Raw genomic sequence first — 11799 nt, forward strand, 5'->3', positions numbered from 1 at the left:
TTCGCGGCATCGGCTTCAAAATCCGTGCCGTGATACTCCCAGTAACCGAAGAGCAGGTTCTCCGGTTCCTTCAGGAAGATCGAATAGTTGCGGATGTTGCACCTGGAGATCATGTCGAGGATCTCCGGCCAGACCGCGGCGTGGAGCCGCTTGTATTCGGCGACTTTCTCGGGCTTCAGACCGATCACCATCCCCATGCGCTGCATGTCTCACGCCTCCTGCCGGGTAATCGTTGTGGTGAATTCGGGGATGCTCTTCCCCTGGACCGCATCCCAGTCCCAGTCGATGCCGATGCCCGGCTCGTTCGGGGCGAGCGCATGACCGTTTTCAATGGTCATGCGGCTGGCGGTCAACTCGTCGAGCTGCGGGATGTATTCGACATATTTGCCGTTCTGCACGGCGCAGGTCAGGCTGACATGCAGCTCCATCAGGAAATGCGGGCAGATGGGCATATCGAAGGCTTCCGCTGTATGGGCAACCTTCAGCCAGGGCGTGATGCCGCCGATACGCCCGGCATCGACCTGCACAACCGAACAGGCCCCGGATTGCATATATTCGCGGAAATGACGGATCGAATAGAGCGACTCGCCAACGGCAACCGGTGTCGAGGTACTTTGCGACAGGCGGACATGGCCGCCGATATCGTCGGCGGCAAGCGGTTCCTCGATCCAGGCAAGATCCAGATCCCGCAGGCGGTCGGCGCGCCGGATCGCCTCGTCGACGGTGAAACCCTGGTTGCAGTCCGTCATGATCTCGTAGCCGTCGCCGACGGCAGCGCGAACCGCGGCGAGCCGCTTGAAATCCTCGGAGACATGCGGACGGCCAATCTTCACCTTCGAACCGGTGAAGCCCTTTGATTTTGCCGCGAGCGCATCGTCGACCAGCGCCGATGTTTCGATGTGCAGCCAGCCGCCCTCGGTCGTATAGAGCGGGCAGCGGTCCTTGGCGCCACCAGCCAGTTTCCAGAGGGGCAGTCCCTGCTTGCGGGCGCGCAGGTCCCAAAGGGCCGTGTCGATGGCTGCGAGCGCGATGGAGGAAATGGCGCCGATCGTGGTCGCATGGGTCAGAAACTCCAACTCGTGCCAGATGGCTTCGATCCTGTCCGCTTCGCGGCCGATGAGGCCCGGCGCGAGGTGGTCGGCGAGAAGCCGCATGACCGACGATCCGCCCGTGCCGATGGTGTAGCTGTAGCCCGTGCCGGATGCGCCGTCCGAATCCGTGATCGTGACAATCGGCGTTTCCTGGCTGACGAAACTCTGGATCGCATCGGTGCGCTTGACCTTCGGAACGAGGTCGACCATGCGCAGCTCGATTTTCTCGATACGTGCCATCGGTTCAGCTCCTCAGGGTCTGCTCGGTGGCCGCATCGAAGAGATGTGCCTGACTGAGGTCGAAACTGAGGTCGATCTTCTCACCCGGTTCCAAAGCCTTCGGATTGAGCATGCGCGCGATCCAGTCCTCGCCCGCGAATTCGGCAAAGACCAGGGTCTCGTTGCCGAGCGGCTCCGTGATCGAGACCGGCACCTGCAATGTGTGCACGTCATGGGCCTCGCCGGAGTGCAGCCCGTGTCCGGCCGGATAAAGATCGTCCGGCCTCAAACCGAAAACGACCTTCTGGCCCGCGGTCACCGCCTCGCGGAACTGCAGCGGCAGTGGCAGGGTGGCACCGTTTCCGAAGGTCAGCTTGCCGTCGTCGACCACCGCTTCGCGCAGGTTCATGGTCGGCGATCCGATGAAACCGGCGACGAAACGGGTCTGCGGCCGCTGGAAGACTTCCTCCGGCGTTCCGACCTGTTCGATATGGCCGTCGCGCATGATGACGATCCGGTCGGACAGGGTCATGGCTTCCACCTGGTCGTGGGTCACGTAGATCACCGTCGACTGAACCTTCGAATGCAGCTTCTTGATTTCCGTGCGCATCTGCATGCGCAGCTTGGCGTCCAGGTTGGACAGCGGCTCATCGAACAGGAAGACGTCCGGATTGCGCACGATGGCACGGCCCATGGCCACGCGCTGGCGCTGGCCGCCGGAAAGCTGCGAGGGCCGGCGCTCCAGCAGGTTTTCCAGACTGAGGGTCCTTGCGGCCTCCGCGACCGCCGCATCGATCTCGGCCTGCGACCGCCCGGCGATCTTGAGCGAGAAGCCCATGTTCTCGGCAACCGTCATATGCGGGTAGAGCGCATAGGACTGGAAGACCATGGAAATGTTGCGCTGGCGCGGCGGCAGGTCGTTGACCACCCGGTCGCCGATGTGGATCTCGCCGCCGGAAATATCCTCCAGCCCGGCGATCATCCGGAGCGAGGTCGACTTGCCGCAGCCGGACGGGCCGACGAGCGCGATGAACTCGCGGTCCTCGACCTCCAGGTTGATGGAATGAACCACCTCCAGTTGCCCGTATTTCTTGACCAGGTTTTTCAAAGAGACGGTAGCCATTTCTATCCCTTCACTGCGCCGGAGGTGAGGCCGGAGACGAGGTGTTTCTGTACGATGAATGTCAGGGTGAGCGCCGGAATGATCATCACCACGGCAAGCGCGCACATGCCCCGCCAGTCGATGGTGAACTCGGCGGTGTAATCCAGCAGGCCAACCGGCAGTGTCTTGGAGTTGGTCGACCGGGTGAGCTGGGAGGCCAGCGCGAATTCGTTCCACGAAATCAGGAAGGCGAAGATGCCGGCCGACGCGATGCCGGGACGCGCCAGCGGAAACTCCACCTGCCAGAAGGCCTGCCAGCGGGTGCAGCCATCGATCTGGGCGGCTTCCGCGAGATCCCGGGGAACCTGACGGAAGAAGCCGTCGATCAGCCAGACGGTGAAGGGCACGTTGAGCGCCACATAGGCGAGGATCAGGCCGAAATGCGTGTCGATTATGCCGATCTTCGCATAGACGAAGAACAGCGGCAGCGACAGCGCGATGCCCGGAACCGTGCGTGTCAGCATGAAGCCAAGGAAGACCGCCGACTTGCCGCGGAAACGGTAGCGCGCAAAGGCGTAGCCGCCGGCCATGCCGACCGCCAGCGCGATTACCGTCGAGGAGACCGAGATGATCAGCGAGTTGCGGAAGTATTCCAGCACCGGAATGCCGCCCTGGCCGACGCCGGAGAACATGGCGACATAAGCGTCGAACGACAGGTCCTGCGGGATCCAGACCGGCGGCTTGGCCATGATCTCGACGGTTGGCCGGAGCGAGGACAGGACGATCCAGAGCCCGGGCAGGCAGATGATCGACATGGCCAGGAACAACCCGATCAAGTGGCCTGCCTTCAGGAACCGGCCCTTGACGCGATGTGCGGTATTCTCGTCCATGGTCACCACTCCGCGCCGATCTGCTGACGCGCCTTCGCGAGTTTCTGGAAGAACAGCGCCGTGAACAGGATTGAAAGAAGAATGGCGATGTAAGCCATGGCGTTGGCCAACCCCATGCGCGCATCGGAATAGGCCGTGCGGGCGATCATCGTCCAGAGGATCTCGGTGCGCCCCGCCGGGCCGCCATCGGTCATGATCTTGACGATGTCATAGGCGCGCGCGATGTCGAGTGAGCGGATCGTCATGGCGATGAAGGCGAAGGGCATGATGAAGGGCCAGGTCACATAGCGGAAGCTTTGCCACGAGGTGCAACCGTCCACCTTGGCCGCTTCCAGCGGTTCGCGCGGCATGGCCATGAGACCCGACAGGATGAAGATCGCGAAGACTGCGGTCGACGACCAGATTTCGGCAACCAGGATGGAAATGAAGGCTAGCTGACCGTCGATCAGCCAGGGAATGGCCTGATCGGTCAGGCCGAGCGACTGCAGGGCGTTGTTCACGACACCGATGTTGTCGTTGAACATGAACTTGAACTGGAATCCGACCAGAACCGGCGAGAACATCATGGGGAACATCATGATCGTCCGCAGGATCCGCTGGCCGCGCGTGGCCTTTTCAACCAGCAAAGCCAGCCCCAGCCCGAACAGCATTTCCAGATTGAGCGCGAAAGTCAGCAGCAGCACCGTGCGGCCGAAGGCGACCCAGAAATCCCAGTCCGTCAGCAGCCGCACATAGTTGCGGAAGCCGATGAAGGTGTAGATCGTGTCCGGCCGCGTCAGGCGGAACGGTGTGAAACTTGAATAAAGCGACAGCAGGAGCGGCACGACCACCACCGCCGCCAGGACGACAAACGCCGGCAGCAGCAGAAGCACATGCGGCGCGGGCTTCCAGCCTCTCATTCTATCCTCATATCGTTTTGCGAAAGGATCCAGGGTCAGGACCTGCCCGCGGATGTCGAGCGTGGAAAACCCGGCGGAAACAGGCGCGGCAGGGCCGCGCCCGTTCTTAAGCGAGCCTAGAGTTCTCCGGCATCCTGCAGGATCTCGGTCGCCTCCTGAGCGGCATCGTCCAACGCCTGCTGAGGCGTCTTGTCGCCGAGAATGGCGGCCTGCAGCTGAGGGTAGACCGCGTTAGAGATCTCGATCCAGGACGGTGACTGGGGAACCGGGAAGGCGCCCTTGGCCGCTTCCTGGAAGGCCTGCAGAACCTCCTTGCGATAGGGATCGTCGGAGGCTTCCGCAATCACCCAGTCCCAGACCGCGTCACGCGTCGGCAGCGGCCCGCCGGCGGCTTCCAGTTTCTGGCTGTCCTCGTTGGTCAGGAACCAGACGAGCGAGGCGGCCGCCTCCTTGCTCTCGCAGTTTTCCGTCACGGAGAAGCCGTGATGGCCCGACCAGCCGGTGCGCACGCCCGCGGAACCCTTGGGCGGTGCGGTCACACCGACGTTGCCGGCCACCTTGGAAGCACCCGGATCGTTGAAGAACCCGGCCCAGCCCGGCCAGTCCAGGTTGATGGCAATCGTACCGGAGGCAAAGCCCTGGCCGAGATCGTCCCAGAGATAGTTGGTCGTTCCCGCCGGAACGGCCTTGGCCTTGTAAAGCTCGACAAACCAGTTGAGCGCGCGCACACCGGCTTCGGAGTTGAAGGCCGGACGGCCGTCCGCATCAAGGTACTCACCGCCTTCGGCACGCAGCATTTCATAAAAGCGACCGTTGATGGCCTCTTCCTTGCCGGCGAATTGCGTTCCGTAGAAGTCCGGCGGATTGGCGAAGAATTCGGCCTGGTCGGTGACCTGTTCCCAGGTCTCCGGCGGCGTCAGATCGTAACCGTATTTTTCCTTGAACTTCGCCTTGTTGCCCTCATCGGCATAAAGGCTCTTCTGGTAGTAGAGCGCGGAAACGTCGAACTGGGCACGCGGCAGCATCACCAGTTTGCCGTCGAGCGTCGAGGCGGAGATGTTGGCATCGACGAAGGCGTCGATTTCCCCTTTCGGCAACAAAGCCGAAAGATCGGTGTAGATGCCCGGATACTGAGGCGCGAAGGAAGAGTGGTTGGAGCCCACGCACCAGTTCACGGCCCCGACGGCAATGTCCGACTTGATCTCCTTGTCGAGATCGAAGTGGTTCTTCTTGGAGATGACGTTGACCTTGGCCCCCGTCGCCGCTTCCCATTCCGCAATACGCCCATAAAGCTTTTCGTACTGCTGACCACCGATCAGCTTGGCTTCGATGGTGACACCTTCGAATTTGCCCGGCAGATCCTGCGCAAGAGCAGCCCCTCCGGCCAAAAGAGCGATTACGCCGGCGGATGCGCCGGCCAATAGATTTTTCATGAGCCTCCTCCCGAGACTTTTAAACAAGGCGGGCGTCCGCCCAAACCACTCACTAATGAGAAGTTCATTTATATACAAACATGTCGTTTATCAGTGGTCAAGACATTCCGGTGCAGAGGCGTTTGTTTTTTGCATTGTTTGTGCGTATATGAATTTTGCGCTTCACGGAGAAAAGCATGGAACAGGAAGAGGATCGCTACCGGGCCCCGGCGCTCGACAAGGGGCTTGATATCCTGGAGCTGCTTGCGGGGATCGACGGCGGCCTGACCCAGGCGGAGATCGCCAAGCAGCTCGGACGCAGCCCGAACGAGTTCTACCGCATGCTCGACCGGCTTGTACGCCGGGGCTATGTCACACGGATCGACGGCGACCGCTATTCGTTGACGCTCAAGCTTTTCGGCCTCGCGCAATCCCATGCGCCCGTGCGCCGGCTGGTCTCCTTTGCGACGCCTTTCATGCGGGACCTTGCGGAAAAAACCCTCCAGGCCAACCAGCTCTCCGTCTTCGACCGCGGGTCGGTGGTCGTCGTCGCGCAGCAGGAAGCGCCGAGCTACTGGGGCATCTCCATCCGTGTCGGGTCCAACATTTCCCTCTACGACACCGGGTCCGGCCATGTGCTCCTGGCTTTCCGTCCGCAAGAGGAACGGCTGATGATGATCAACGAATACTCCCGCAGCACGGAAACGCCGACCGTCGAGAAGGAATTCTTCGACCGCCTCGATCAGATCTGCGAACGGGGCTACGAGATGATGCCGAGCCTGCAGACCGCCGGTGTCTACAATCTGTCCGCTCCGATCCTGAGCCCGGACGGCCGCGCCATCGCCGCGCTGACGGTCCCGTTCATCACTTTGGTGAACACCCCTCAGGCGCCGGACATCACCGGGACGCTGGAGCTGTTGTGCAAGACCGCCCGACAGCTGTCGGAACTGACCGGAACGGAGATCAAAAGCTCCGAGTAATTTCTTATTTGAATGAACTATTTTTATATGGAAGTATCACCTTTCAATTTCAGGGAGGAATGCCATGATCGTCGACACCCATCTCCATGTCATTGACCGGTCGGCCCTCGACTATCCCTGGCTGACGGGTATCGAACCGCTCAATCGCGACTGGACCTATGATGCCTACGCCCGTGACGCGCGGCGCGCCGGCATATCGGCAACGCTCCACATGGAAGTCGATGTCGCGGAGACACTGATCGAGGCCGAAACAGCCTATGTCGGTTCGCTCGCGAGCCAGCCGGACAGCCTGATCAGGGGCGCCATTGCCTCCTGCCGACCCGAGGAAGACGGCTTTGCCGCCTATCTGGAACGCCAGCAGGCCAATCCTTTGGCGAAGGGCTTCCGACGCGTGCTCCATGTCATGCCGGACGAACTGTCCGACCAGCCGCTCTTCCGGGAAAACCTCAAGCGGCTCGGTGGCACCGGGCTCACCTTCGATCTCTGTGTCCTGCCCCGTCAGCTTGACCGGGCAATGCAACTGGCCGACCTCGCGCCGGACGTCACCTTCATTCTCGACCATTGCGGCGTGCCGGATATCGCCGCCGACGAACGCCAGCCCTGGCAAGACCGCGTCACGGAGCTCGCGAAACGCCCCAATGTGTGCGCCAAGATTTCCGGGATCGTCGCCTATGCCGATCCGGAGACCTGGGTCGCCGACACGCTGCGCCCCTATGCAGAACACGTCATTCGATCCTTCGGCTGGGAGAGGGTCGTCTGGGGTAGCGACTGGCCCGTCTGCACGCTTGGCGGCGGCTTGCTTGCCTGGGTGGCGGCAACGCATGCGCTGCTGGAAGGCGTCAGCGACGACGAGCGGACGAAGCTGCTGTCCGGGAATGCGAAAAGGATCTGGGGGCTTTGACGGAATTAGTGTCCGAGGCCTGCAAAGCTGCTGACAAACCGTAAGCTGGTTGGACGCAGATCTTCTTCAGTGGTCATCCTCGACTTGATCGGGGATGACACGCGGTGAAGGGCGGCGAACCTATCCGCCAGCAAGGGCCCTCAATCAGTGCCAGCCCCTCACTCGAAACTCTTGGCAAAAAGAGCGTTGATGTCGCCGATAACGGATTGTGCCGGTTCCCCCTTCCGAAGCCCTTCGTTCAACCGCTCGGAAGCTGCCGCCTGAAAGGCCATGTAGCCCTTGTGCCGGGGGCGGATCCATGCGCCATCCAGTGTGCGTCGGGTGTTGCGGTAGAACCCGTTTGCCGCTTCGTTGACTGCCTCGTCCTGCCAGCCGTCTGCATGTCCCGGCTGCCCGCCGGCAGCCGCGAACGGTCCGCGCTGCACGTCGCCGCCGGCAATCCAGAGCGCGAAGTCGGCGGCTTCCGGGACGTGTTCTGAAAAGGCGGAAACCGCAATCCCGGTGCCGCCGAGCGCCGAACCTGTCGGGCCGTTGCCACCGGCTGCCGGGATATCGGCAAAGGAGAGGCGTTTCGGGCGGAACTCCGCCATGCCGTAATTAACGTAGCCGTAGATCAGTGGAACGCAGGCAATCGGACTTTCCGCCTTGCACATTTCTTCAAAGACCGCGATCGGATCCATGTCGTAGCACTCTGCCGGCACATGGCGCATCAGACGGGCGATCAGTTCGAAGACCGCCGTGCCGTCTTCAACCGAAATCAGGCCGCCCGGCCCATGCGTCGCACAGGGCGTAGCGAGATTGGCGGACAGAGTGAAGAAGGTCATCAGCGAATGCGGTGGGCGCATCGGGATCAGCACCCTGCCCGCTTCCGCCAACTCGAGCACCTCGTTGAAATGCGTTGGCGCCTCGCCGATCAGGTCGGGCCGATAGGCTTGGATCTGTGCGGCGGCGTCGATCGGATAGGCCCACTGGTGGCTGTCCCAACAGTAGCTCTCGTGGGAGCCGCCGACACTGCCTTCTGCAACGGCTTGCCGTTTGTCAGAATCGCCATAGCGGTCGAGCGGCACAAGGCAGTCTTGAGCGGTGATCTCTCCGACATGCGGATGATCGATGACGATCAGGTCATATTGGCGCGCAAGGTCCGCGACGGGATAGGACTCGAAATCCTGCAGGGATCGCCTGTCCCAGTCGATACCGATGCCGGTCTTTTCCTCCCAGAGCTTCGAACAGGCGGCCATCGGCTCGTAGCCGCGCGGATGACTCCAGGTCATGCCCTTGAGGCGAGGCCTGCTCATAGCCCGAACTCCTCGATGAGTGCCGCTGTGTGTTCACCGACACGCGGCGCAGCGCGGGCGATTTTCGAACGCGCGCCGTTCACCCGCAGGGGCGAACGGGTGGTCAGGATCGAGACATCGTCCTCGCGCTCCACCCGCTGAAGCAGGTCGAGGCAATTGAAGCCCTCGCTTTCCAGAAGGCCGTCCCAATCGAGCACCGGCGCGCACCAGACGTCGGCAGGTTCAAGGATGGCCATCCAGTCCTCGACCCTGCGCTCGGCAATCGCGCCTGCGATCAGCTTCTTGATTGTCTCGCGCTCGGAGAACCAGGAAGCCGGATTGCCGCAATAGGGATCGAGGGCCTCCAACCCCATCAGGTCGCGCAGTTTCGGGATCGGCGTCATCGCGACCGCGATGAAACCGTCCTTTGCCTCGTAAACCCCGTAAGGTGCGGCGAGATAGGCATGGGCGTTGCGGAAACCGGAGCGTTTCGGCATACGCCGACCGTCGTTGAGATAGGTGGTCAGAACCTCGAACTGGAAATCTACCAGGGCTTCCAGAAGGCTGGTCTGGACGTGGCTGCCCTTGCCGGTGACGCCTCGCTTGACAAGACCGGCGAGCAACCCCTGTGCCAGCGCCGCGCCCGCGAACATGTCGCCGACGGCAAGCCCCATCGGCACGGGGCCGTCGCCATCGTCGCCACTGAGCCACATGAGGCCCGACCGTGCCTGGGCGAGCAGGTCCTGACCGGGACGGGCGACCCATGGCCCTTCCTCACCGTAGCCGCTGATCGACCCGTAGACGAGGCCCGGATTGATCTCACGGACGGTCTCATAGTCGAGCCCGAGCCGTTCGATCACACCCGGCCGGAAGTTCTGCACCAGAACATCGGCTTTCGCGATCAGGCGCTTGAGACGCTCGATGTCTTCCGGGTTTTTCAGATCGACGGCGAGGCTTTCCTTGCCCCGGTTGATGGCGTGGAAGATGGTCGAATCCCCGCCGATTTCCGTGTCGCTCAGATAAAGGCTGCGTGAGAGGTCGCCGGAACCGGGGCGTTCGATCTTGATGACGCGCGCGCCGAGATCCTGAAGGCGCAAGGTCGCATAGGGTCCGGAAAGAAACTGGCTCATATCAAGCACGGTAAGGCCGGCGAGCGGCAATTCTGAAGTGGATGTCATGACGGCTCAGGCCCGTTTCTCAGGTTCGATCCGGTCCGCAAAGTCGGCCGGGTTGCGGTATTTCACGGTCTGCAGATGCTCGCAGTAGAGGACGAGTTCGCCCGCTCCCTTGAAGACTTCGTAGGAGGCCCGGATGAGGCCCATGCCCTCGTATTTGGGTTTCTTGTCGAGGTTGGTCCGGACCGTGTAGATCGTGTCGCCGATGAAGACCGGTCTGATGAAGCGCAGCTTGTCGTAGCCATAGGAAAAGGCGTTGACGCAGTTGGTGGCGACCAACCCGAGACCTGCGGAGAAGACAAAGGCACCGGCCACCAGCCTCTTGCCGAAGATCCCTTCGGTTTCGGCAAACATCTGGTCTTGCACATAGGGGTGAATGTCGACAACCAGAGTGTTGAAGAGATGGCTTTCGCCCTCGGCAATCGTCCGCCGCAAGGAGCGTATGGAATGGCCGGGTTGCCAGTCCTCGTAAAACCAGTTTTCCGAATTCCAGACCGGAAGCGCAGCATGCGCGGCCGGCATATCTTTCGGCTGCGTGCTGTCGACCCCGACCGTCGGTCCGAAAGGCGTTTCCATGGCTCCTCCAAATTTCTTATGTGAATACTATATTCACATATGATTTAATGAGGCAAGAGCCGATCGCGTTCGTCTCCGGCTTCAAAATATTCCGGATGTGCTCTAGGGTACGGACTCATAAAATTGTGCCTTCAGGCGTCAGTCGGGTGCAGAAGAGCAAGGAAAAGCCTGCAGCACCATGCTGGTGCATGGTGCAAAGGTTTTGACGCGGTTGTTCAAAGCCCGATTGATGTCCTTTGGATCGCTCGGGAAAGAACCGCCTCCTGCGTTGAGAAAAACTGGAAACCAACCAGTTTCCTGCTCTTTCCCGCCTTGGATACGATCCTTTCCCGAGCGACCTGAATGTACAATTTTATGGGTCCCTACCCTAGGCTCTCGTTCCTTCAACCAGTTCCGCGTCCCGCTCATGTCCTTCACAATCCGGCAATTGCAATATTTCGTGGCGGCAGCGGAAAAGGGATCGATTTCCCGTGCCGCCCAGTCCTTCAACGTGTCGCAATCGTCCGTCACCGAGGCGATCAAGGATCTGGAAAGCGATCTGGGCGTCATCCTGTTCGACCGGCATTCGCGCGGTCTCACCATCACCCACAAGGGGCACCAGTTCCTGCGTCATGCCACGGAGATCCTGTCGAATGTCGCCGATGCGCGACGGGCCTTCGATCAGCAGCAGGACGAAGCCAGCGGAACGCTTCATCTCGGAGTCACCTCGCTGGTTGCCGGCTATGTGCTCTCCGACATCCTGGCCCGTTTCCGAAGGGCCTACCCGGCCGTCGAGGTGACGGCCATCGAGGACAGCGGCGAATATCTGGAGCACCTTCTGATCGGCGGCGAGCTCGATGTCGCCGTCATGGTTGTCTCCAATCTGCGCGACCGGATGGCGCTCCAGTCCGAAATCCTGGAAGTCTCGCCCTACCGCCTGTGGCTGCCGCTCGGTCACAGGCTGGAGACCCCCGACAGCATTGCGCTCGACGACATTTCCGACGAACCGCTGATCATGCTGACGCTGGACGAGATCGAGGAGGCGACGGCCAAGCTGCTCGGTGCGCTCGGTTCAAGACCGCCTGTCGCCTTCCGGACGCGCTCGGTGGAGGCCGTGCGCAGCCTGGTGGCGACGGGCGCCGGGATCGCCATCCTGCCGGATCTCGTCTACCGTCCGTGGTCGCTCGAAGGTGATCGCATTGAATCGCGTGATGTTTCCGGCGCCTTGCCCGTGGTGCAGGTCGGCATTGTCTGGCGCAAGGGATCCGCCCCGAAACAGACCACCTTGAACTTCATCAACA

Annotated in this window: 12 protein-coding genes; 3 read left to right on the plus strand and 9 right to left on the minus strand. The window is 61.5% G+C overall.

Annotated features, from left to right (window positions below):
* The 6 genes from ACQY7U_RS25920 to ACQY7U_RS25945 all read right to left on the minus strand — a co-directional run.
* On the minus strand, window positions 1–206 hold a 206-nt coding region (locus ACQY7U_RS25920; protein WP_428651416.1), incomplete at its 3' end, for an L-rhamnose mutarotase.
* Between the two features lie 3 nt (window positions 207–209).
* Window positions 210–1331: a mandelate racemase/muconate lactonizing enzyme family protein gene (locus tag ACQY7U_RS25925; RefSeq protein WP_428651418.1), complete on the minus strand. Its 1122-nt coding sequence runs from the start codon at window positions 1329–1331 to the stop codon at window positions 210–212.
* Window positions 1332–1335: 4 nt separating this feature from the next.
* On the minus strand, window positions 1336–2433 hold the full coding sequence (locus ACQY7U_RS25930) for an ABC transporter ATP-binding protein (RefSeq protein ID WP_428651420.1): 1098 nt from the start codon (window positions 2431–2433) through the stop codon (window positions 1336–1338).
* A gap of 2 nt (window positions 2434–2435) precedes the next feature.
* Window positions 2436–3302: a carbohydrate ABC transporter permease gene (locus tag ACQY7U_RS25935; RefSeq protein WP_428651423.1), complete on the minus strand. Its 867-nt coding sequence runs from the start codon at window positions 3300–3302 to the stop codon at window positions 2436–2438.
* 2 nt (window positions 3303–3304) lie between these two features.
* A complete protein-coding gene (locus ACQY7U_RS25940; protein ID WP_428651426.1) occupies window positions 3305–4201 on the minus strand; it encodes a carbohydrate ABC transporter permease in 897 nt (298 codons plus the stop codon).
* Window positions 4202–4317: 116 nt separating this feature from the next.
* Window positions 4318–5634: an ABC transporter substrate-binding protein gene (locus ACQY7U_RS25945; protein ID WP_428651429.1), complete on the minus strand. Its 1317-nt coding sequence runs from the start codon at window positions 5632–5634 to the stop codon at window positions 4318–4320.
* Between the two features lie 176 nt (window positions 5635–5810).
* Here ACQY7U_RS25945 and ACQY7U_RS25950 point away from each other — a divergent pair, with 176 nt between their 5' ends.
* Window positions 5811–6593, plus strand: a complete 783-nt coding sequence (locus ACQY7U_RS25950; RefSeq protein WP_428651431.1) for an IclR family transcriptional regulator — start codon at window positions 5811–5813, stop codon at window positions 6591–6593.
* 64 nt (window positions 6594–6657) lie between these two features.
* Window positions 6658–7494 (plus strand): amidohydrolase family protein, encoded by an 837-nt coding sequence (locus tag ACQY7U_RS25955; protein WP_428651434.1) that lies wholly within the window; start codon window positions 6658–6660, stop codon window positions 7492–7494.
* A 158-nt stretch (window positions 7495–7652) separates the two neighbouring features.
* Here ACQY7U_RS25955 and ACQY7U_RS25960 read toward each other — a convergent pair whose 3' ends face one another.
* The 3 genes from ACQY7U_RS25960 to ACQY7U_RS25970 are packed head-to-tail and all read right to left on the minus strand — an operon-like array spanning window position 7653 to window position 10519.
* On the minus strand, window positions 7653–8789 hold the full coding sequence (locus tag ACQY7U_RS25960; protein WP_428651437.1) for a carbohydrate ABC transporter substrate-binding protein: 1137 nt from the start codon (window positions 8787–8789) through the stop codon (window positions 7653–7655).
* The gene (locus ACQY7U_RS25965) at window positions 8786–9946 is read right to left on the minus strand and encodes a CaiB/BaiF CoA transferase family protein (protein WP_428651440.1); all 1161 of its coding nucleotides are present in this window, start codon (window positions 9944–9946) and stop codon (window positions 8786–8788) included. The genes ACQY7U_RS25960 and ACQY7U_RS25965 overlap by 4 nt, the downstream gene beginning before the upstream one ends.
* 6 nt (window positions 9947–9952) lie before the next feature.
* A complete protein-coding gene (locus ACQY7U_RS25970) occupies window positions 9953–10519 on the minus strand; it encodes a MaoC family dehydratase (RefSeq protein ID WP_428651442.1) in 567 nt (188 codons plus the stop codon).
* A 406-nt stretch (window positions 10520–10925) separates the two neighbouring features.
* On the opposite strand from ACQY7U_RS25970, the gene ACQY7U_RS25975 reads away from it, so the two are divergent.
* On the plus strand, window positions 10926–11799 hold an 874-nt coding region (locus ACQY7U_RS25975; RefSeq protein WP_428651444.1), incomplete at its 3' end, for a LysR family transcriptional regulator.

Origin of the sequence: Roseibium sp., assembly GCF_050301095.1 — a bacterium.
In the GTDB taxonomy this organism is placed as follows: Bacteria; Pseudomonadota; Alphaproteobacteria; order Rhizobiales; family Stappiaceae; genus Roseibium.

Coding starts and splice junctions, on each gene's coding strand:
- ACQY7U_RS25935 (WP_428651423.1), bottom strand. CDS start 3,302: ATGGACGAGAATACCGCACATCGCGTCAAGGGCCGGTTCCTGAAGGCA.
- ACQY7U_RS25930 (WP_428651420.1), bottom strand. CDS start 2,433: ATGGCTACCGTCTCTTTGAAAAACCTGGTCAAGAAATACGGGCAACTG.
- ACQY7U_RS25965 (WP_428651440.1), bottom strand. CDS start 9,946: ATGACATCCACTTCAGAATTGCCGCTCGCCGGCCTTACCGTGCTTGAT.
- ACQY7U_RS25940 (WP_428651426.1), bottom strand. CDS start 4,201: ATGAGAGGCTGGAAGCCCGCGCCGCATGTGCTTCTGCTGCTGCCGGCG.
- ACQY7U_RS25970 (WP_428651442.1), bottom strand. CDS start 10,519: ATGGAAACGCCTTTCGGACCGACGGTCGGGGTCGACAGCACGCAGCCG.
- ACQY7U_RS25955 (WP_428651434.1), top strand. CDS start 6,658: ATGATCGTCGACACCCATCTCCATGTCATTGACCGGTCGGCCCTCGAC.
- ACQY7U_RS25950 (WP_428651431.1), top strand. CDS start 5,811: ATGGAACAGGAAGAGGATCGCTACCGGGCCCCGGCGCTCGACAAGGGG.
- ACQY7U_RS25925 (WP_428651418.1), bottom strand. CDS start 1,331: ATGGCACGTATCGAGAAAATCGAGCTGCGCATGGTCGACCTCGTTCCG.
- ACQY7U_RS25960 (WP_428651437.1), bottom strand. CDS start 8,789: ATGAGCAGGCCTCGCCTCAAGGGCATGACCTGGAGTCATCCGCGCGGC.
- ACQY7U_RS25945 (WP_428651429.1), bottom strand. CDS start 5,634: ATGAAAAATCTATTGGCCGGCGCATCCGCCGGCGTAATCGCTCTTTTG.